At 62.7% G+C, this 19,841-nt stretch carries 25 protein-coding genes and 1 pseudogene; 18 read left to right on the top strand and 8 right to left on the bottom strand.

The annotated features are described in order from the left end of the window. Positions 1 to 7: 7 nt before the first annotated feature. A pseudogene (locus NTD88_RS29010) lies at positions 8 to 358 on the bottom strand (integrase). Positions 359 to 742: 384 nt separating this feature from the next. Between NTD88_RS29010 and NTD88_RS15480 the strand changes: the two are divergent. Both NTD88_RS15480 and NTD88_RS15485 read left to right on the top strand, forming a co-directional pair. Then, positions 743 to 919, top strand: coding sequence for a hypothetical protein (locus NTD88_RS15480; RefSeq protein ID WP_262127358.1), 177 nt, complete (start codon positions 743 to 745; stop codon positions 917 to 919). 69 nt (positions 920 to 988) lie between these two features. After that, the gene (locus tag NTD88_RS15485) at positions 989 to 1,363 is read left to right on the top strand and encodes a hypothetical protein (protein WP_262154428.1); all 375 of its coding nucleotides are present in this window, start codon (positions 989 to 991) and stop codon (positions 1,361 to 1,363) included. A gap of 2 nt (positions 1,364 to 1,365) precedes the next feature. On the opposite strand, the gene NTD88_RS15490 is transcribed toward NTD88_RS15485, so the two are convergent. Beyond that, complete coding sequence (locus NTD88_RS15490; protein ID WP_262127356.1) at positions 1,366 to 1,692, bottom strand: DUF2388 domain-containing protein; 327 nt, start codon at positions 1,690 to 1,692, stop codon at positions 1,366 to 1,368. A 166-nt stretch (positions 1,693 to 1,858) separates the two neighbouring features. Between NTD88_RS15490 and NTD88_RS15495 the strand changes: the two genes are divergently transcribed. Continuing rightward, on the top strand, positions 1,859 to 2,947 hold the full coding sequence (locus NTD88_RS15495; protein ID WP_262154429.1) for a PDZ domain-containing protein: 1,089 nt from the start codon (positions 1,859 to 1,861) through the stop codon (positions 2,945 to 2,947). Positions 2,948 to 2,981: 34 nt separating this feature from the next. After that, entirely contained in the window at positions 2,982 to 3,332 is a 351-nt protein-coding gene (locus NTD88_RS15500) for an SH3 domain-containing protein (RefSeq protein ID WP_218241179.1), read from the top strand. Between the two features lie 4 nt (positions 3,333 to 3,336). On the opposite strand, the gene NTD88_RS15505 is transcribed toward NTD88_RS15500, so the two are convergent. After that, positions 3,337 to 3,621 carry a hypothetical protein gene (locus NTD88_RS15505; RefSeq protein WP_095153570.1) on the bottom strand — a complete coding sequence of 95 codons (285 nt, stop codon included), beginning with the start codon at positions 3,619 to 3,621 and terminating at the stop codon, positions 3,337 to 3,339. A 208-nt stretch (positions 3,622 to 3,829) separates the two neighbouring features. On the opposite strand from NTD88_RS15505, the gene NTD88_RS15510 reads away from it, so the two are divergent. Together NTD88_RS15510 and NTD88_RS15515 are read left to right on the top strand one after the other, a co-directional pair. Further along, on the top strand, positions 3,830 to 4,336 hold the full coding sequence (locus NTD88_RS15510) for a GNAT family N-acetyltransferase (protein WP_262154430.1): 507 nt from the start codon (positions 3,830 to 3,832) through the stop codon (positions 4,334 to 4,336). A 54-nt stretch (positions 4,337 to 4,390) separates the two neighbouring features. After that, on the top strand, positions 4,391 to 4,570 hold the full coding sequence (locus NTD88_RS15515; protein WP_262154431.1) for a hypothetical protein: 180 nt from the start codon (positions 4,391 to 4,393) through the stop codon (positions 4,568 to 4,570). A gap of 12 nt (positions 4,571 to 4,582) precedes the next feature. Here NTD88_RS15515 and NTD88_RS15520 read toward each other — a convergent pair whose 3' ends face one another. Together NTD88_RS15520 and NTD88_RS15525 are read right to left on the bottom strand one after the other, a co-directional pair. Continuing rightward, a complete protein-coding gene (locus tag NTD88_RS15520) occupies positions 4,583 to 4,810 on the bottom strand; it encodes a hypothetical protein (RefSeq protein ID WP_095153568.1) in 228 nt (75 codons plus the stop codon). Positions 4,811 to 4,897: 87 nt separating this feature from the next. Beyond that, the gene (locus NTD88_RS15525; protein WP_095153567.1) at positions 4,898 to 5,395 is read right to left on the bottom strand and encodes a DUF3016 domain-containing protein; all 498 of its coding nucleotides are present in this window, start codon (positions 5,393 to 5,395) and stop codon (positions 4,898 to 4,900) included. Positions 5,396 to 5,481: 86 nt separating this feature from the next. Here NTD88_RS15525 and NTD88_RS15530 point away from each other — a divergent pair, with 86 nt between their 5' ends. Continuing rightward, positions 5,482 to 6,180, top strand: a complete 699-nt coding sequence (locus NTD88_RS15530; RefSeq protein ID WP_262154432.1) for a metallophosphoesterase — start codon at positions 5,482 to 5,484, stop codon at positions 6,178 to 6,180. On the opposite strand, the gene NTD88_RS15535 is transcribed toward NTD88_RS15530, so the two are convergent. Together NTD88_RS15535 and NTD88_RS15540 are read right to left on the bottom strand one after the other, a co-directional pair. Beyond that, positions 6,159 to 6,953: an alpha/beta hydrolase gene (locus tag NTD88_RS15535; RefSeq protein WP_262154433.1), complete on the bottom strand. Its 795-nt coding sequence runs from the start codon at positions 6,951 to 6,953 to the stop codon at positions 6,159 to 6,161. The genes NTD88_RS15530 and NTD88_RS15535 overlap by 22 nt on opposite strands. Positions 6,954 to 7,051: 98 nt before the next feature. Next, a complete protein-coding gene (locus NTD88_RS15540; protein ID WP_262154434.1) occupies positions 7,052 to 7,252 on the bottom strand; it encodes a hypothetical protein in 201 nt (66 codons plus the stop codon). Here NTD88_RS15540 and NTD88_RS15545 point away from each other — a divergent pair. The 11 genes from NTD88_RS15545 to NTD88_RS15595 all read left to right on the top strand — a co-directional run bounded on the left by NTD88_RS15545 (position 7,251) and on the right by NTD88_RS15595 (position 19,524). Next, complete coding sequence (locus NTD88_RS15545; protein ID WP_262154435.1) at positions 7,251 to 8,141, top strand: PEGA domain-containing protein; 891 nt, start codon at positions 7,251 to 7,253, stop codon at positions 8,139 to 8,141. The genes NTD88_RS15540 and NTD88_RS15545 overlap by 2 nt on opposite strands. Then, positions 8,138 to 9,598 carry a DUF4105 domain-containing protein gene (locus NTD88_RS15550; RefSeq protein ID WP_262154436.1) on the top strand — a complete coding sequence of 487 codons (1,461 nt, stop codon included), beginning with the start codon at positions 8,138 to 8,140 and terminating at the stop codon, positions 9,596 to 9,598. The genes NTD88_RS15545 and NTD88_RS15550 overlap by 4 nt, the downstream gene beginning before the upstream one ends. A 15-nt stretch (positions 9,599 to 9,613) precedes the next feature. Then, entirely contained in the window at positions 9,614 to 11,041 is a 1,428-nt protein-coding gene (locus tag NTD88_RS15555) for a hypothetical protein (protein WP_262154437.1), read from the top strand. A gap of 133 nt (positions 11,042 to 11,174) precedes the next feature. Continuing rightward, on the top strand, positions 11,175 to 12,149 hold the full coding sequence (locus NTD88_RS15560; protein WP_262154438.1) for a quinone oxidoreductase family protein: 975 nt from the start codon (positions 11,175 to 11,177) through the stop codon (positions 12,147 to 12,149). Continuing rightward, entirely contained in the window at positions 12,146 to 13,087 is a 942-nt protein-coding gene (locus NTD88_RS15565) for a LysR family transcriptional regulator (protein ID WP_262154439.1), read from the top strand. Before NTD88_RS15560 ends, NTD88_RS15565 begins: the two co-directional genes overlap by 4 nt. Before the next feature lie 120 nt (positions 13,088 to 13,207). Then, a complete protein-coding gene (locus NTD88_RS15570; protein WP_095153834.1) occupies positions 13,208 to 13,729 on the top strand; it encodes an RNA polymerase sigma factor in 522 nt (173 codons plus the stop codon). Further along, complete coding sequence (locus NTD88_RS15575; RefSeq protein ID WP_262154440.1) at positions 13,726 to 14,553, top strand: FecR family protein; 828 nt, start codon at positions 13,726 to 13,728, stop codon at positions 14,551 to 14,553. The genes NTD88_RS15570 and NTD88_RS15575 overlap by 4 nt, the downstream gene beginning before the upstream one ends. A gap of 75 nt (positions 14,554 to 14,628) precedes the next feature. Then, positions 14,629 to 17,073 (top strand): TonB-dependent siderophore receptor, encoded by a 2,445-nt coding sequence (locus NTD88_RS15580; RefSeq protein ID WP_262154441.1) that lies wholly within the window; start codon positions 14,629 to 14,631, stop codon positions 17,071 to 17,073. 94 nt (positions 17,074 to 17,167) lie between these two features. After that, entirely contained in the window at positions 17,168 to 17,794 is a 627-nt protein-coding gene (locus NTD88_RS15585; protein WP_262154442.1) for a LysE family translocator, read from the top strand. A gap of 199 nt (positions 17,795 to 17,993) precedes the next feature. Next, on the top strand, positions 17,994 to 19,106 hold the full coding sequence (locus NTD88_RS15590; RefSeq protein WP_262154443.1) for a hypothetical protein: 1,113 nt from the start codon (positions 17,994 to 17,996) through the stop codon (positions 19,104 to 19,106). A 163-nt stretch (positions 19,107 to 19,269) separates the two neighbouring features. Then, on the top strand, positions 19,270 to 19,524 hold the full coding sequence (locus NTD88_RS15595) for a DUF1652 domain-containing protein (protein WP_371864248.1): 255 nt from the start codon (positions 19,270 to 19,272) through the stop codon (positions 19,522 to 19,524). A 24-nt stretch (positions 19,525 to 19,548) separates the two neighbouring features. Here NTD88_RS15595 and NTD88_RS15600 read toward each other — a convergent pair whose 3' ends face one another. Continuing rightward, positions 19,549 to 19,824, bottom strand: coding sequence for a peptidylprolyl isomerase (locus NTD88_RS15600; RefSeq protein ID WP_095153555.1), 276 nt, complete (start codon positions 19,822 to 19,824; stop codon positions 19,549 to 19,551). Between the last annotated feature and the right edge of the window lie 17 nt (positions 19,825 to 19,841).

The following is a 19,841-nucleotide window of genomic DNA, read 5'->3' on the forward strand; positions in this document are numbered from 1 at the left end:
GGTGTATTTAGTCGCTCGTGTCAGCGTTGGGCCAATCTTGGGCCAATTCGACGCTAGGCGGCAGCTTCTCCAGCTCCCTCCAGTCAGACGAGGAGCTGATCCATTTCGCGTAGGTAGAAGGCAACATCCAGACGCTGTGCCCAAGCTGATTTGCGATGAGCCCAGGGTTCATCGCGGCCATCAGGCACGTGGTTGCGTAGGTGTGGCGGGTGTCTTACTGACGGCGTTCACGGATGCTCAGCGCCTTGAGCGCTGATTTGAAGGCGCGGATTGTAACACCTGGCTCGTTGATCCACAGCCCACCTTTGCTCGGTTGAAGCACGAAAGGGCTGACCAGGCCCGCCGACTTGGAGGTCATGCGGTGCAGCGTTGCATCCCTCAGGCGCATTATTTAGCTTTCAGTATGGGGTGGAACGGGGAATCGAGGCTTTGTGCTATACAAGCCTTTTGCCAAGGACGCTCCCATGTCGACTAACTATCAAGCGCAGTACAAATCCTCTGCAAATCAGCAGTGGCAAACTAAAACCCATGGCTCCGAAATGGGATGTATGCAGGAGCTTTCTCGGCTGAGGGCGAAGTATCCGTTTGCCCGGGTTATTGATCCGGCAGGTCGAGTTGTAAGCTAACTATGGAAAGGGCTTTCACTGGAATGTTGCGCCCGCATCATCGCTAATGAGAGTCGCTCATTTGTGGTTCACCCCTCTCCCTGATACCGTCGCGCCCTGGCCTATAGGAGGAATGGATGAGTAAGGTTAAGTATTGGGCGTTCACCGTTGGCGCAGTGCTGTCGGCCTTGTCGGGCGCCGTGGTTGTCTGGAAGGGGTTCACCGAAAACCATTGGTACTTGGCGGCAACGCCGATTTATTTGGTGCTTGCCGTGTCGCTCTGGAACATGGCCTCCAGGCTTCGGAAAGTGTAGGGAAGATGCTGGTGCTCCTTGAGTAGTTCAGTCTGCTAGCATCGCGGTTTTGCAGTGAAGGACCACATCATGAAGATCAACAGGGTATCCGTAGTGTTGGCCGGTGCCGCCCTCATGACGTGTACCAATGCGTGGTCCTGGTATATGAAGGGCGACGTCATCCAGTTCAATGCGGCTGAGCGGAATTTCTGCGAGGCAGGGGCGATGGATGCTGCCGCTATCATGTATAGCAGGCAAATGGGTACGCCGCTGTCATATGCCTATGAAGCGTATTCCGATATCCATGAACAGATGAGGGAAAAGTTCACCAAGATGGCCGAAGACTACCCCATAGAAAGCACGAAAGAGAAGAAAATGGCAGTCGCCGATAAATTCACCAACGACATGCATAGAGGGTGCTTTCTATACCTGAAGGTTGCCCAGCCAGAGTCGTTTGCCGAGTAAGTTCAAAACGTTGTTGCGATTGCCAGCGCAAGTTGCTCGTCGGTCATGTGTGGCGGGGCGTAGGCTGCGTGGTAGTAGCGAGTCGCTTGTTCGAACTGCGCCCCCCGGATTTCTCCACTTGAGCCGATGAAGGCGAGGGCATCGGCCTTGGCAGGCTTGAAGTTGTGCACCGCCAGTTCGCTAAGCCCGGTGGTTCCTGAAACGAGGAAGGTTGGGGAGAGCAGTACCAGCAGCATCGACCTGTCGTACGAGCCCTTGTTCTCATCCGCCAGGGCTTGAGGACTGAGCATTACCAGGGTGGCGATGATCAGCGTTTTCCATGAGTCCATTCCGTGCCGCGTCCTGGGTTGCTATCGAGGGGCATCACCATAGCAAGGCGGAGGCTCGCGAGAAACAATAAGGCCGGCCATTTGGGGTATTTCACTGCAAACGGATTGACATAAGGCATCTTGCCATTATCGTTCTGTGACAATCATCGCGTGCGGGGCAAGGAACATGGCGAATCTGCTGGTAAAAGGTGTTCGGCTACTGGCCGTTGGGGCGGCATTGTCCAGCCTGCATGGCTGCATGCTCGATCCCGCGGGCATCGGCCTGACCCTGGCCCAGGCCGCCTATACGCCGGATGATCCGGAGCCTATCGACCACCTGACCCCGCTCAAGGACATGTACAGGGGGCAGGATTGTCGACAATTGGACGTCACCGACGGGGCGCTGAGAACCAATCTGGGCGAGCCCGGCGAGCACAATATCGTGCCGACGGCGCTGGAAGCCATCCGCCAGGTCAAGGCGGAAAAAGGCTGTCCGGCCGAGGCCCAAGTCGCTGCGACAGTGGCACCGGCCACGGCACCGGCTGTAAATACGGTGCCTGCCACCAATACGGCGTCAACTGCAAACGGGGCGCCGCTTACCGTCAATGTCGCTCCGCCAACGTCCGGAAGGGGCTGGCTGGGTGCCTCGTTACTTCCTGCCGACAAGCTGCACGACGTCCTGGTTCGGGACCTGGGCTTGCCCGACAGCCACGGCGTGCTGGTAACCGGTGTCATCCCGGGAAGTGCTGCGGCTCAAGCCGGGATCAAGGCCGCAGACGTGATCCAGTCCATCAATGGCCAGGTGTTCGACCAGACCACCCAGTTGATCGCCTACCTTGCCTCGAACAAGGCGGGCACTCCGGTGACCCTGAAACTATGGCGCAACCGCAGCAGCATCACCCTTGTTGCGACCTTGGCAGGCACCCAGCCACCGCCGATTTACGCGGCGACGGGTTCGCTTATCTACTGCTATGCCATGGCGATGCCCGGCACACTCATCCCCGGCGGCGGTAGTTACTGGTTGAGCACGCCATTCGCCTTGCCGGGCGCAACGGTCAGCAATGCCGCCGAGCGCGGAAAAGCGGTGGGTCAGCAGTTCAAGCAGTACCTGCTGAGCCAGGGCGTGAATCCCGAGACGGTCAAGGAGGCGTTCGGCATCTGCAGCCAGGGCATCGGCAACGCAAACACCTTCCTCGAAGCCGAAGAAAATTCGCGCAAGCACCCTGCGTTCCTGGCCACCAACTCCACCAGCGTGAAGATCCTCTGGCAGCCCTGACACGCAGGCCCGTCGCCAAGGCAAGGAGGCCTGGTTGAAATTCATTGTTATGGAGCCCCATCGCAGCGAGTTCCCCGAGCCCATCACCTTCACGGAGGGCACCTCGCTGCAGGTGGGCGAGGCCTATGAGGGCGATGAAGGTTGGGAACACTGGTATTTCTGCGAAACCGCAGGGCAGCGTGGCGGTTGGGTGCCGGCGCAGGTGATCCGGATGCTGGCGCCGGGACAGGGCGTGGCGCGGGAGGATTACACGGCGCGGGAGCTGGAGGTCGAGGTGGGCCAGCGGTTGCTGGGCGGACGGCAACTCAATGGTTGGGTCTGGTGTGATCGGCACGCCGAATCCGGCTGGGTACCGCTACGCAATCTGCGGGCCGACGGCGACTGACGCCTCAATCGAGTTGTTTGACCAGCAGCTTGCTCTCGTTCATCCGCGCACGTTCGCTCCAGGAGGCAGTGTGGCTGGCCTTGTTCCAGCGCACTTTGCTGATGCCATTTTCTTCGGCGCGGGCGATGGCGTCAGTGATGCAGCGCAGGCCCACGGTGGCGCCGACGCAGGCGCCGTCGATCAGCAGCGCGGCTTTCCAGGCTTCCAGCCAGCTCATGCCGTTGCGATCGGTAACGACGACCTTCTTCAGGCCGTTCTTTACATAGTGAATCTCGTACTTGTCCTGCATGTCCCTGCCTGTAGGCTGATGAACGTCCTTGAATTGCGAAATATTATCATTAGCGCTGACGTAATGACATTGGCGCATGGTCTTACACTAGTCGCGAATTGCCTGTGATAGAGCGGCGCAGATCAATTGCCCAGCGTTTACAGGGCTTCGCCGCTGTAGTTAACTGACTTGCCGTGGCACCTAGCCATCCGTCTTGAGGCAACTAGCTGTGACCTTGAGTTTCCGCCCCGTGCAGGCAAGTGATATCCCAACCGTGTGCAGCTTCGCCCAGACCGCCGACGAGGCGTTTTTCTTCTTTCCCAAGTGCACGTTTCCGGTGACGCCCGAGCAAATGACCGCGGCCATCGCGCAGCGCAGCGACTCATCGGTGGTGGTCGAGGGCGACGAGGTGCTGGCGTTCGCCAACTTCTACCAGTGGGAGCAGGGCGGCACCTGCTCGCTGGGTAATGTGCTGGTCTCGCCCGCCGCGCGTGGACGGGGCGTGGCACGTTACCTGGTTCAGCAGATGATCGAGGTGGCGCGCAGTCGGCATCAGGCGCGGGAAATGAAAGTGTCCTGCTTCAATCACAACACCGCCGGCTTGTTGCTTTACCCGGCACTGGGCTTCGTGCCGTTCGGCATCGAGGAGCGTCAGGACCCGGCCGGCCATCGCGTGGCGCTGGTGCAGATGAAGCAATCGTTGTTGCCGGCAGACCACACGCCGTTGACGGCATGACAGCGACGGCCTATACAGGCGCGGTCAATCCGTACCTGCAGCAGGAAACTTCCCATGCATGATGAAGACGATATTCACGAACCCGAGCATGACCACCTGCTCGACCATGAATTTCATGACGATGACGAACGCGAAACCCAGGCCGACCCGATGTTCGACGACGTCGAGGACGAAGACGAAGACGAGGAATACGGCCTCGATGTGCTGGACGACGAGGATCACGAGGACTGGTGAGCAACCCTCAGTCTAGGGGCGGAAGCGCGGTAGCGGTCGCTCCAGTTGCAGGCTCGTCAGGGTGCGTTTGACCAGCACTTCGTCAGCCTCGACAGCCCGCAGGCTTTCGCGGATCTTGCCGGCTACCGGGTCATCGCCTTGACGGTCGATCCAGTCGGCAATGTCCTTGCAGGCACTGGCCAGCTTGTCTTGCCGATGGTTGATGACGGTCAGCAGGGTTTTGATGTCTTTGTCGGACATGACTCATTCCTCCTGTAAGCGAATTCAGTGTAGCAGCACCCTGGTGAACTGGCCGGGTGCCAGCCGTCGGCACGCAACCGCGCTGAGTCAGGGCTTGACCAGGTTACGGAACCAATCGTTGAGCATCGCCTTTTCCGAATACAACTGATCACTTGTGCCTACCCGCCCGGGGCGTTGCAGGTAGAACTTGTCGTCCACTCGCACGTCGGCCTGCTTCACTATCTGCCCCTGTTGTTGCAGGGTGTAGTGAAGGTCGATGCTTGGCCAGGTGATGTCGCGCATGAAGCGCACCGAGTTGGCGTTGGTTTGCCAGGGTTCGTAACGTCCGGCCAGGTCGATATCGCGGATATCGATGCGCAAGGTCTGTCCGGCAGTCAGATAGCGCGTGCCAAGGGATTCCAGATAACTGCGCAGTGCTTTCATGACCTGTTCGTCGGCGCCGCGCTCGTAGCCGTTGCTTCTGAGGCTGGCGTCGCGGAATTTCTCCGGCTGGATGAAGTTGACCTCGACACTCGGCGAGGCCGCGTAGGCCATGCTGTTTAAAGCCAGCATGACGAGGGTGGCGAAAGTCAGGGCCAGGCGCATGATGACACCTCCGGGAGCGCAGGACTGCGAAGCGCAGCCGCGTTTATTGTACGCCCGTGATCCTCGGATGGAGCAGGAGAGAGGCGATGAACACTGTTGTTCGTGTAGCGCGCAATCCACTTGGGCGGGACTTGGCCGTCGGTGATGTGCATGGGCATTTTTCCCGCCTGCGCGAGGCGCTGAAGGCGGTGGATTTCGACCCGGCGCGGGACCGGCTGTTCAGCGTCGGTGATCTCGTCGATCGCGGGCCTGAGTGCGAAGAGGTCCTGGAGTGGCTGGCGCAGCCTTGGTTTCACGCCGTGCAAGGTAATCACGAAGCCCTGGCGGTATCGCATGTGCGTGGCGCGTGGCTGGATTACGCGATGTACCGGGCTGCCGGCGGTGCCTGGTTTCTCGATCTGGCCCCGGCGCGGCAAGCGCATTTCGGCGAGGGTTTCGCGTTGCTGCCGCTGGCGCTGGAAGTCGATACGGCGCAAGGCCCGATCGGCATCCTCCACGCCGATTGTCCGTGCCTGCGCTGGAGCGACCTTTTGCCACTGCTGGAGCAGACGCCTGTGCCGCCCAAGGTGCAGGAGGTCTGCCAATGGTCGCGGCAGCGCTTGCGTGATGAAGACGCGCGCGGGGTCGAAGGGCTGCGCGCCTTGCTGGTAGGGCACACGCCGCAGCAGGCGGTACGGGTGCTGGGCAATGTCTGGCATATCGACACCGGTGGCTGGTCCAAGGGGCATTTCACCTTGCTGGACCTGGCCACGCTGGAAATCGCTCAGCCGATCCGCCCCAGATAGTCGATGACCTTGGCAAGAACCCGCGCCGAGTCCTCGCGGTGCGGCACGTGGTGGCAGCCTTCGAGAATCACCGCTTCGCCGCGGTCTCCGGCCAGCGCGGCGATACGTTGCGGGTGCAGCACCGAGCCGTATTCGTCCAGATCGCCGTGCAGTGCCAGCAGCGGACAGTGCACGGAGCCCACGCTGTGTTTCAGGGTCCAGTTGCTGAAAGCCGCCGACAGCCAGGTTTCGGTCCAGGCATCCAGCACCCACTGCGCCTTGTCGCCGTGGTATTTGCCCAGTCGCTCCAGTTGGCCGGGCGCCTGGAACTGTTGCTTGGCGGTGCGGATGCCTTGCAACGTACGGTCCTCGACGAAGGCCTGGGCCGATTCGGTGATCAGCGCCAGGCAATCGCGTGGGTTGTATGCGGCGCAGTGGCTGGCCATGGCCCCGCCGACGCTGTGACCGAAGGCAATGAAGCGCTCGATGCCCAGCGCTTCACGCAGTTGCGGGAAGAAGCGCTCGGCTTCGTCCTGGACGAAGGTCAGCGGCAGGTGGCCCGGATAAGGCGCCGACTGGCCGAAGCCGAGCCGGTCATAAGCCACAACGTCCAGCCCGGTGGCTTCGCACAGTTGCTGCGGGAAGTCGCGCCACAGTTCGACCGAGCCCAGCGAGTCATGAAACAGCACGATGACCGGTTTGTCCGAGACGTTGGGAGTGGCGAACCAGCGCCGGGCGAACAGGCGACCCTGCGGGGTTTCGATCCAGAAGACTTCCGTTGTAACAGGCGACATAGGGCGTTCCGATTCAGGTTCTTGTTCCAGACAAGTAACAAAACCTGACCGCGCTCGCAAACGGATTTTGTACGCAAGTGCCACCCGCAACGAATAAATCAAACCCGAAAAGTTTGACTGTTCCAACAACTTTTTCGCCAAATTGCCGCCGTCAGAAATTCTGTGTTTTCAATAGGTTTGATGGCTTTTTCAGCGTTGTTACGAAATAGGTAGCCAAGGGCTATTAGCCAGTGCGATGCTCCGCCAAAATCCAATAAAACCGGGGCCGTCAGGGTCTTTTTCATTTCGGGGAGCAGCATGAAGTTCGCAATCAAACAGTTTGCCTGTGTGGCAATGCTGGCAAGTTCGTTCGCCCACGCGGACAGCCTGCTGCGCGTGACGTGCGCTGATGAAGATAGCGATGCGGTCGTATCGATTGATAACAACGCGGTGGGCAATTGCCCGGTAATTACCGCGATGCCGGCGGGTACTTACCAAGTGCGCGTGGTCAAGACGGTAGGCAGCGACAAGGAACAGGTTTTCGAGAAACAAGTCACCCTGGTGGACGGTCGCCCGCAATCGGTGGACGCCGAACTGTCGGCGCCGAAACTCACCGCCGGCGCGGTGAAGGCCAAGGCCCAGGCGAACGCCGCGCAAGTGCTGGAGTCGGCGCAGAACGGCGACGTCGATGCGATGAACGCCATGGCCGCGCTGTATGACGCGGGGCAGGGCGTGGACAAGAGCCCGACCAAGGCCGAGCACTGGCGAACCATGGCGACCCAGGCAAAACTCAAGGTCGCCCAGGACGAATTCCTCGCCACCGTGCAACGCGCTAGCGGTGGTGATGTGGCTGCCATGTACGCTGTCGCCAATGCCTACCAGTCCGGCAATGGTGTCCCTCAGGACCCGGTCAAGGCCGCCGCCTGGCGCCAGCGGGCCAAGGACACCTCGCTGAACCAGCAATTGCAGGCCAACGGCTTCTTCAATGACGTGAAGCACTACAACTTCAACGACCCGGGTATGTTCACCTCCAGTACCACCCTGGTGCCCACCTCGCTGTTTATCGGCGTCATCGAAAGCCCCAGCGTCACCAGCCGGCAAATGCGCATCCGCAGCGAAGCGGTCATGCGCCCCGCGACCTTCGGCAACCCTGACTCGATGATCGCCCGCGCGGCGCAACGCCAGGAAGCGGTCCTCGCCAGCCAATGAGGCCGCTGCTTGTCCTGCTCGCGGTGCTCGCGCTGTCGGGCTGTGCGCTCAAGCCTCAGGCGGTAGACCCGGATTTCGCCGCGGTTTCCGCCGTGGCGACCGGCGCAGCTGCGCCTTCGTCTGCGGACTACCAACACCAGTTGCAAAGCTACCAACACGATCCGGCCTATGCCTGTCGCCAGCCGCTTTACGCCGCGTGGTTTCTGCGCCAGAGCGTTGCCGCAGCAGCGCCGGCGCCGTGCGCGGCTAGCGTGCCGTTTGCCGTGCAGACGCCGGATGAGGGCGTGCAGGTGGTCTGGATCGATCCGGCGCGGGTCAGCGCGGTGCACTTGCTGTTTGCCGGCAACAGCCCGAGCCCGGCCTCGCGGTTCGGCCATGTGGCGCTGCGCCTGGTGGTTTGCCCCGCTGCGGACAGCTCGCCGGCCAGTTGCGACAGCAACCTTGCGGAGCACCTGGTCCTGAGTTTCCAGGCCCATGTCGACGACTTCACCCTCGATGTGCTCAAGGCGCTGGGCGGCGAATACCAGGCGCGTCTGTTCGCCAGCCGCTTCATGGACAGCTACGAGCAGTACGCCATCGGTGAGTTCCGCGAACTGTATTCCCTGCCGTTGCGCCTGGATGCCGGGCAGCGACAGGCGCTGGTGCGCGACATGGCGCAGATCCATTGGCAGTTTTCCGGCAGCTACGACTTTTTCACCCGCAACTGCGCGACCCTGCTGCAGCAAGCGCTGCGCGCGACCTGGCGCGAGTACGCCGAGAATCCAGACATGGCCGAGCGTTTCCTGCGCCCGGACACCCTGTTCGCCGCACTTCGTGACAGCCCGTTGGCCGAAGGCGCCGCGCTGGCCTCGCTGGAGCAGGCGGAGCATGACGGTTTCTACTTCTCCAGCACCCGGCCGTTCTACGACGAGGCGCTGTCCCGCGTTCGGCAGCACATGCCCGGCGAGGGGTTTTCCAGCCTGCGGGACTATCTCGAGATCGCGCCGCAGGTCCGCCGCCATGCGCTGGAAGATCCGGCTTACGCCGAGCGCCTGACGGCGGAATCGCGCACCCTCGACGCACAGTTGATGCTGGAGGAGTACGCCTTGTTCAGCAGCCAGCGGCTGCTGCTTGGGCAGGCGGCGCAGTACCTGCGTCGGCAGGATTTCTCGGCCCGGGCCACGGTGCTGGACCCGGCCCATGGTGAGATCTTCGAAGCCTGTTTCCTGCGTCCGTTGCGCCAACGCATCGGCCCGCCACGGCGCACCTCGGGTATTCCCGACAGTGCCGACCGCTTCAGTGATCTTCCCGCGTTCGCCGCGCAGTGCCGCTCAGAACAGGCCCGCCGCCTGTTGACCGAGGCCATGTTGACGGTCGCGGACGACGGCAGCGAACAGTGGCAACAACTCAACCGCCTGACCCGTTACCGGGCAGACACCCTCGACAACATCGTATTTCTCCGACAACTTCGCCCCTAGCCGGCAGGACAGCCCATGCTTACAAGAACAACCCGCGGATTTGCCCTTGCGCTCTGCCTGTCGGCGGCAGCGCCGGCGATGGCCGCTTCCACCGCCGAGCAACAGCAGATGCTCGACCAGCTCGCGCAACTCGATGAGCTGGACCATCAGGACTTCCTCGAACGCAACGCCAAGGCCAACGCCTGCGTTCAGCAACAGAGTTTCGACTGCGCCGAGAAATACATCGCCCAGGCCAAGCGCGTGGCGAAGAACGCCCAGGACAAGGCCGCGCTGCAACTGACCCGCGACAACCTGCAGATGGAGCAGGAACTGGTCGCCTCCGAGGCGCGCTCGCGGCGCGAGCAGAAAGAAGCGGAAGAAGCCGACCGGATTGCCGAGGAACGGGCCGTCCGTGCCCAGGAACTGGCCGAGGAGCGTGCAGCCCAGGACCAGCGCAACAAATACGCGGCGATGGCCGCCGGGCTTGCGCTGGGCGGTGGCGGGCAGTTGTCGCCGGAGCGCCAGGCCCAGTTGATGGCTGCGATCCAGCGCGACAGCTATTCCCAGGGCTCCGACGCAAGCAACTTCAACTCCGCTGTGCAAGGTATCCGCGAGGACCAGAGCCGCCAGGCGCAGGAGCGGGAAAACCTGCGCGCCCAGCAGCGCGAGCTGCAACAACGCCAGCAGCAACAGCTACAGCAGGCCCGCGCCGATGCGCAGGAACAGTCGCGGTTGCAGGCCGAAGCCCGCCAACAGGCCCGGCAGGATCAAGCCACGGCAGCGGCCGCTGCCAGCAACTCCGCCAGTAGCCGGCCGCAGCCGCAGATCGTCCAGTACGTGCCGCAGCACGTAACGCTGCCGACGTGGCGCGAAGAATGCCCGGCCGGTTCGTCGCCTGCCCGCAATCCCAATGGCACCACGGTCACCGCCGGTTCCGGCGCGGCGTATTGCCTCAAGGACGGCACCAGTGGCGCGGGCCAGCAGGTCGCGAGTGCGCAGACCGAGCAGGGCAGTGGCGGTGCCGGACATTCTGGTGCGGGTTCCAGCTCGGGCGGATCGAGCACGGCGCCGGGCAAGAAAGGCGGTACTTCGTCCACCGACGCCGGCAGCCAGAAAAGCCAGTGGGGCGCGGTGCAAGAAGAGGCGCTGGCGATCTGCCGCCAATCCGAGAAAAGCAAAATGTGGGAATGCAATGGCGCCCTGGACAATCAGACGCTGGTCGACGAGCCCACCGTGGAAAGTGCCCTAGCGCGGCAGCGTTGCGCGGGCGGCACGCCGACTGTCGGTGGCCCGGTGATCAAAGGCCAGCAATGGCAGGCCTACCAGTGCGGTCACGGTGTAGGACCGGGCGACTATGACGTCGCCAAACGCTACAACATGGTCACTCCACGCCGCTCCTATATCTGCAAGGCCTTTTCCAGCGGGCGTTGCGACATCCCCTACACCGGCCAGGACAAGCAATAAGCGATCAGCCGTTCATTGCTGCAATCCGTGCAGCAATGAACTGCAAACCGGCTATCTTGTTGCCTATTCCGTCAGTTCACATACTTCGCCCCATCGTGAACGCAGGCCCGCATTAGGGCGAAGGAGCATGGCAATGGTGGCAGCAATTCGGATCAACCAGACAGGCGGCCCTGAGGTGCTGGTGCTTCGCACGGTCGACGGAGCCGCGCCTGGTCCTGGCGAAGTCTGGCTGGAGCAGGACGCCATCGGCGTCAACTTCCTCGATGTCACCCAGCGCAAGGGCGCGGCACCGCTGCCGTTGCCCGGAGGCCTTGGGCTGGAAGGCGCGGGTCGGGTGGCGCGGGTCGGCGCCGGGGTGAGCAACGTGGCCGAGGGTGATCGTGTTGCCTACGCCACTGGGCCGCTGGGCGCCTACGCCAGTGCCCGGCTGTTTCCTGCCGAGCGGCTGGTGAAGTTGCCGGATTCGCTGTCGTCGGAGGACGCCGCGGCGGTGCTGTTCAAGGGCATCACCGCGCAGTACCTGCTCAAGTCGACGTATCCGGTAGGTCCGGGCACCACGCTGCTGCTCTACGGAGTGGCGGGCGGGTTGGGCTCGATCATGGCGCAGTGGGCCAAGCACCTGGGGGCGTTCGTTATCGGCGTGGTTTCGCGGCCGTCCAGCGTGGACAAGGCCAGGGCGCTCGGCTGTGACGAAGTGCTGGTGTTCGACCCCGCCACGCTGGCCGTCGAGGTCGCCCGCATTACCGACGGCAAGAAGGTGGATGTGGTGTATGACCCGATTGGCCGGGTGTCCTTCGACGCCTCGCTGGACAGCTTGCGCCCGCGCGGGCTGATGGTGTCGTTCGGCGCCTCCAGCGGCGCCCCGGCGCCGGTGGAAATGGCCACGCTGAACAGCAAGGGCTCGTTGTTCATCACCCGGCCATCGCTGGCCGCCCACACCGCCACCCACGCGGAATACCAGGAACGCGCCGCCGATGTGCTGGCGGCGGTCAGCGCCGGTATCATCACGCCGCGGATCTGGGCTCGTTACGCCCTGGCCGATGCGGCGCAGGCCCATGCCGACCTGGAAAGCGGGCGATCTTCGGGAGCGATCATTCTTACACCATGACTAGCGATGTACTGGACAACACCCACAGCGACGAGATCGCCGCGTTTCTTGCCGTGGCCGGGCAAGGCTCGTTCGTCGCCGCCGGGCGCCTGCTGCAACGCCACCCCACGGTGGTGTCCAAGCGCGTGGCAGCGATGGAAAAACGCCTCGGCGTGCGCCTGATCGAGCGCTCGACCCGGCAGGTGCGCGTCACGCCTGTCGGCGAGAAGCTGGAACAACGCCTGCGCGCGGCCTTCGGCATGATCGCCGAGGCGGAGCAACAGGCGATTTCCGGGGCGAGCGAAGTGCGCGGCGTCTTGCGCCTGGCGTTGCCGGCGGCCATGGGTCGGCTGTGTATCGGACCCATGCTGCCGGCGTTCCTGCGCGAGTACCCGCAGGTGTCGATCGTCGCCGACTACAGCGAGCGGTTGGTGGACATCATCGAGGAAGGCTTCGATATCGCCATCCGCATCGGCGAACTGGACGACAACCGCCTGATCGCGAAAAAGCTCTGCGATCACCGAAGGATCCTCTGCGCTTCACCGGGCTATCTGCAACGCCACGGCGTACCGCATTCGCCACAACAACTCGCCGAACACAATTGCCTGCGTTTCAGCGGGCTGGCATCGTTTCCGCAGTGGCGGCTGTATGCCGGGGATCAGCAACACACGGTGACGCCCAAAGGCAGCCTGACTGCCAACGACAGTGAATCGCTGCTCGCCGCTGCGCGTGATGATGCCGGCATTCTTGGCGCCGGGGAGTGGCTGATGAGCCGCGATATCGCCGCCGGGCGCCTGGTGCGGGTGTTGCCGGACTGGCAGTTGGACCCCACGGGTGGGGTGTTTCTGGTCCGGCCATCGGCGCGGTTTCCTGCGGCCACGGTGTTGGCGTTCAAGCAGTGGATCGAAGCGCGCTTCAGCCCGGTGGCGCCGTGGATCGAGATAAAGAAGTCGGAGTGAGCACTCAGCACTCGGCCAGCACACCCGTCCCGACACAAACCTATTCAAATGAAATAGATTCGCATTTATACTCCTGCACCCAATGCCCACCCCGGGCCTTGTTTCCCCGTGCAGGTCATCGTGCAGGCCGATCCCCCGAAACCCTCGTTGTTGTCCACCCTGGTGCGTCATTACGACGAACTGGTGGAGCATGTTCGCCGCCGTTTCGGTGAGCGGGGCTTCGCTCGCGAAGTGGTTCACGACGTGTGCGTGCAACTGCTGGAAAAGCACGAGAAAGAGGGCGTGCGCACGCCGCTGGCGCTATTGCGCAAGATCACCCATGACAACGCCGTCAGCCGCTACCGCAGTGACCGCCGCCGCCAGACCTGGCTTGTCGCGGTGCCTGAGTTGCCCGAGGTGGATGCCGGGATCGCCAGCCATGAGCGTCAACTGGACGCCGCGCAAACCCTGGACCGGCTGATCCAGGCCGTCGAGAACCTGCCGCCGCGCTGCCAGATGGTGTTTGTCATGCACAAGATCCATGAACTGCCGCAAGCCGAGGTGGCTGAACGTCTCGGTATTTCCCTGAAGACCGTCGAAAAACACCTGCGCCTGGGCATGGCCGCCTGCCGCGAGTATTTGGGCCGCGAGGTGGCTTCATGAGCGGCAACCCCAAACCGGGCAAGTACATCGAGGAAGACCAGGCCATCGCCCAACTGCGTGAGGCGCTCAAGCAGCGCTTCCCGATGCCGGACCCGGCGCCACGCAAGAAGCGGCTCAAGGCGACCCACGTCGGCCTGTTGTCGTTGGCGCTGTTGGCGGGAGTGGCCTGGCTCGATCCGGCGTATCACAGCGAGCATTACCTGACTCAGGTCGGCCAACGGCAGACCCTGCAACTGGCCGACGGCAGCCAGGTGGCGCTGGACAGTGCCAGCGAGCTGACGGTCAGTTGGCACCTGCTCAGCCGCCGCAGCGAACTTCGCCGTGGGCAGGCGCTGTTCGAGGTGTCGCCGAGGGTCTACCGACCTTTCCTGGTGGACGCAGGGCCCGCGCAGGTGCGGGTAGTGGGCACGCGCTTCAATGTCAGTCGCCAGGGCGACGATGTGCGGGTCACCGTCGCCGAAGGGCGGGTCGCGGTGCGTGCTGGCGAGGCGTCCAGTCTGCTCGAGTCTGGCCAGCAGGTGCGTGTGCATGCGGGGCGTCTGGAGCCGGTGGCGCGGGCCGACGCCGGTGAGGTGGGGGCGTGGCGCAACGGTCAACTGATGTTCGAAAGCACGCCGTTGGCCGAAGTGATCGGCGTCATCCAGCGCTACCACGCGCAGCCGATCCGGCTGAGCGGCCCGGGGCTGGACAGCCTGCCGGTGTCCGGGGTGTTCGACAGCGGCCATGTCGAACGGCTGCTGGCCTTGTTGCCGGGGATTCTGCCGCTGACCGTGAGCACTGCCGCCGACGGTTCGGTGCTGATCACGGCGCGGGTGAAAAAATAATGTCGTCACGGGGTAGGGTTGTGCGCGGCGGGTGACGGCTATCTCCATGTCCCCTTATTTCGTGGAGTGCAGTACGTGAGTCAGTTCCTTTTACGCGCGCCGTTGCCCCTGTCACTGCTGGCTGCCGGCGTGCTCTCGAGTCCGTTCGCCCTGGCGCAGTCCGCTGTGCTGGAGGTCGACATGCCGGCGGCATCGCTGGAAAAATCGCTCAACACCCTGGCGCGCCAGGCCAATGCGCAGATCCTCTTCGCTGGCGAGGCGACCGCGGGCAAGGCGGCCCCGGCGCTCAAGGGGCGCTACACCCTGGAACAGGCCCTGCGCCAATTGCTGGGCAACAGCGGCCTGAAAGCGCAGGAGCGTGACGAGCACACTTTCATCGTCGTGCCGGGCGCCGCGGAACCTGTGGAAGTGCCGGCCAGCGCGGATGCTGCCGTCGAGCTGTCCAGCCTGGAAATCACCTCGTCCCGGACCAGCAGCAACCTAGTGCCGCAGGCCCGCCAAGTCAATGTGCTCGAGCGTGAGCAACTGGAGCAATTGCGCCAGGGCTCGGACAGCCTGGCCACCGTGCTGGCGAAGAGCATTCCCGGCATGGCCGACTCCAGCCGCACCATTACCGACTACGGCCAGACCCTGCGCGGGCGGACCATGCTGGTGCTGGTGGACGGCGTGCCGCTGAACACCAACCGCGACTCGTCGCGCAACCTGGCGAACATCGACCCGGCGTTGATCGAGCGTGTCGAAGTGATTCGCGGCAGCAGCGCGATCTACGGTGCGGGCGCAACCGGCGGCATCATCTCCATCACCACTCGCCCGGCGGGCGGCGAAACCCGCGCCGAGACCAGCCTGACGGCGGTGTCGCCCCTTAGCCGGCTGGGCCGCGACGGCCTTGGCGGTCAGTTGCAGCAGCATTTTTCCGGCGCGCAAGGGCCGGTGGACTACGCGCTGGACTTCGGTGCCCGGCATATCGGCGCGTCCTACGATGCCAACGGCAAACGCATTGCCCCCGAGCCCAGCCAGGGCGACCTGTTCGATGCCAACGCCTTCAACATCGGCGGCAAACTGGGCCTGCGCATCGATGACGAGCAGCGCATCCAGCTCTCCGCCAGCCACTACAACGCCGACCAGGACACCGACTACACCGCCGATCCCTCCGTGTCACGCCTGCCGCCTGGCTCGGTGGCGGCGCAGCCGCTGTCCGGGCTGTCGCTGGATGAGCAGAACCAGATCAAGAACACCTTGCTCAACCTGGAATACGCCCACGCCGATGTGCTCGGCAGTACGCTCAACGCGCAGATTTACTACCGTGACTTCTTCACCCGCTTTACCCCGTTCGACGCCCGCGGCGTGGCCACGCGCGGGCGCAATGTCGACCAGGTGACGCAGAACAGCGAAGTGTTCGGCAGCCGCGTGACCCTGCGCACGCCGCTGGGCCAAGCCGGCGACACCGAACTGCTGTGGGGTGCGGACTTCAACCATGAACGCAGCGACATGCCCATCGATATCTTCGATCCACGGGTGTTCGACGCCAGCGGCGGCCGGGTCTTCGAGAAGATCGGCAAACTCAGCTACATGCCCGACCTGACCACCCGCAGCCTGGGCGGCTTCGCCCAGTTGCAGCACAAGTTCAACGAGCAATGGTCGGTGGAGGGCGGCATTCGCTACGAGTACGCCACGGCGCGCTATGACGACTTCGTGCCGCTCTCGGAATCCACGGCTACTTCGCCGGTGACCGTCGCCGGCGGCGAGGTCAACTACGACGCCTTGTTATCCAACATCAGCCTCAGCTACTCGCCAGTGGCGGGGCAGACGCTGTACGCGGCCTTCAGCCAGGGCTTCCAGTTGCCGGACATCGGCGTGCAGATACGCAACGCCCGACGCGGTTTCGATATCGACTCCTCGAACCTGGAGCCGGTCAAGACCAACAACTACGAGCTCGGCTGGCGTGGCGCCGTGGGTGAACAGACCCTGGCGAGCCTCGCGCTGTTCTACACCACCTCCAAGCTGGGAGACGTGCAGAGCTTCAACAACGGCCTGATCCTCACCCGCACTCAGGAGCGCATCTATGGCGTCGAAGGCAGCGCCGACTGGCTGACCGCCGATGAACGCTGGGGCGCAGGCGGCTCGTTCAGTTGGCTCAAGGGCCGCGAGAAACCGGACAACAGCGACTGGCAAGACATGACCGGCTACCGCATCCCGCCGCTGAAAGTCACGGCCTACGTGCAGTACAAACCTGATGAGGACTGGAGCCACCGTGCCCAGCTGACCTGGTTCGACAGCGACGACTATCGCCTCGACGGCGTTGCCAGCTTTGGCCGGCGCAAGGTCGACGGCTATGCCACCGTGGACCTCATCAGCCAATACCGGCTGAGCGCCGATGACCAGGTCAGCGTCGGCATCCAGAACCTGTTCAACCGCGACTATTACCCGCTGTACAGCCAGTTGATGCGCAACAGCACCAACACCAGCCACCTGCCTGCGCCGGGCACGGTACTGACGGTGAGCTACACGCATCAGTGGTAAGGGCTGCGGCAGGTGCATGACGCGTTGGCTTCACCGCACTTGACGGTGGGCCAGCGCGCCGGGGAAGCTTGCCCATCACCCACAGGAGCCCGCCATGGACCTCGCCACCCTTGCGCTATTCATCCCCGCCTGCTTCGCCCTGAACATGGCGCCCGGGCCGAACAACCTGCTATCGCTCAACAACGCCAGCCGCTACGGCTTGCGCACCGCCTGCGCGGCAGGCGTCGGCCGGCTGTTCGCCTTCGCCGGGATGATCGTGCTGGCAGCGCTGGGCCTGGCGGTGCTGCTGCACACCAGCGAATACCTGTTCCTGGCGATCAAGGTGCTGGGCGCGTTCTACCTGTTCTACATCGCCTGGCAACTGTGGCGGGCGCCGGTCGGGCAGAGCGGACCGGTGGGAGAGCGCAACGGCGGGGTGATGCGGCTGGCGCGGCAGGAGTTTTTCGTGGCGGCGGGAAATCCGAAAGCCATCTTGATCTTCACCGCCTTCCTGCCGCAGTTCGTCGTGATAGACAGCCCCGTGCCAGTCAGCGAGCAACTGCTCTGGCTCGGCGTGATGTTCCTGATGCTGGAATGGCTGGCGATCGGCATCTACGCCTGGCTCGGCGCGTACTTGCAACGCTGGTTCAACCAGCCCGGGCCGCGACGGGTGTTCAACCGGGTCAGCGCCGGGTTGTTGGGTTGTGCGGGGCTGGGGTTGCTGGCGGCGCGGCGGGGCTGAGATGTGCTCGACGGCGGCCCTTCCGGGCCGCCATTCATTGGCCTGTACGATGCGCTCCCCTTGGGGAGCCTGCCCTCGACACCTCAAGGTGCCGAGCTATTCTGCGTTGATGGCTTTTCGCCGCAATCTAGTTGCAATCAAGCTCAGGCATGACGTGCCGGCGGCGTCATGGTGCTACCACTTTTCCAGGACGGTATTGATGAAGCGGACAATCAAAATAATGGGACAAACCGCTGGCTTCTTTTCTGTAGCGGTTTGTGCGCTTCAGGCTCACGCATTCCAGCTTTCTCCCAACGGCACAGTTGCTGAACGGGAAATGGCCAGGACACAGGGGGTCATTTATAAAGCGTCCGTCCCGTTCCTTGACGCCGCAGTACACAGCTTTGCCGATCCTGCGCATGAAGCACTGACCCAGCGAATCTTCGGCTGCGATGGTGACTGGAAATATTGCAATACACCGGATCTGGAGAACGCTGGCCCCTATGTGATCGCAGGCGTGCGCTGGAATGATGACCCGGTGTTTATGCCCAGCCTCGAAGATGGGAAGACACGCGGCTGCAATGGCAAATACTCGGTTGGCTTCATCACCCAGACGCGCTGCTGGATCAATCTGTTCAACAAAGCCGAGGAGGAGAGTGCGAGCAACCCGCAGGCGTATATGGGAAAGGGCAATTACATCAGCCGTTCGCATTTTGGTGATCTGCAATTTCTCCACGCCATGGCTTCGCAGGACGGGGTGCCAGCAGAGGTCACTCGCGCTGAGATCCTGATGTGGGCTGAGTTCGCATGGGGTGTGGCGGACGGCACCTATTCGCTCGGAACCTACTTGAAGGACATTCCCATCGAGGGTTGGGAGCGGCACTTCAGCAATGACCAGACGGTGCAGGATCTGTTCACCGTAGGTCGCCCGTGGCTGCGGGCTCATGTCAACGAAGTGGCACTCGGCAGTCTGATGCACCTTGTCCAGGACAGTTTTGCCGAAGGGCACGTGGACCGTCGTGAAGAAATCAATGGGGAAAAATGCGCGGACGGCACACAGGCGGTCTTCGGGCGAATCAGAGAGTTTCACTCTTATGCGGGGCAGGACCATGGCAAGCACAAGGATGACGATGCGAGCGAAAGCGCCAGGCAAACGCTGATGAGACATGATCCTGATGTGGTTGACGCCGGGAAGAGGCTAAGAGGTCTTTTTGCCGACAAGAAATCCTGGGCCGAGGTCAGGCCTTATCTGGAGGGTTGTGTATTTGCCTTGGCCATAAAAACCCGGGTCTCTTCATCCGGAGATAATTACCTGAGGTCAGCGGGGCGTTGATAGACGATTTGCCAGGACGATGCCGGCCAGAAATATCAGGTGAGCGGAAAAACCCGATGTCTTATTGGGAAATGTTCTGAGACCAAACAAGGCGCTGGCCTATCCTTGAAGACGCACTGCGAGCTCGGAGCTGCAGTCCTTCAACAGTCAGGGAGTCATGGACATGCTATCTACGCTGGAACTGCGCGATATCGTCGAGAAGAGTTTTTTACCGGTTCGCTGCCGCTGCACCTTGGCCGCTGATCATTCGCTGACTGTGCAGTTGTTCGACCGCAGCCAGCGCGTCGATCTGCAGGTGAACGGCATTCGTGTCGAGCAGTTGAACAGCAGCCGCGCCATTTCCAGTCTGGTCAGCAAGCTGCGCTGCGATCTGCTGGACAAGCAGAACAATGTGGTTCAACTGCGCGACGCCGGGTAACTGCACCCCCATGTTGTAGTGTGCTCAATCGCGATAGAACGTCTGCACCAGGTGATAGCCGAATTTGCTCTTGATCGGACCATGCACGGTACGCAGGGGCTTTTTGAAGATCACCTGGTCGATCGCGCCCACCATCTGGCCTGGACGTACTTCACCCAAATCGCCGCCGCGCTTGCCCGACGGGCAGGTGGAGTATTTCTTCGCCAGCACGTCGAAGGCTTCGCCCTTGGCGATGCGCTGCTTGAGCTGCTCGGCCTCTTCTGCGGTCTTGACCAGGATGTGTCGGGCCTGTGCTTTCATGATGCGGGTGCCTCGGG

Source organism: Pseudomonas sp. 20P_3.2_Bac5 (assembly GCF_025466035.1).
Lineage (GTDB): Bacteria > Pseudomonadota > Gammaproteobacteria > Pseudomonadales > Pseudomonadaceae > Aquipseudomonas.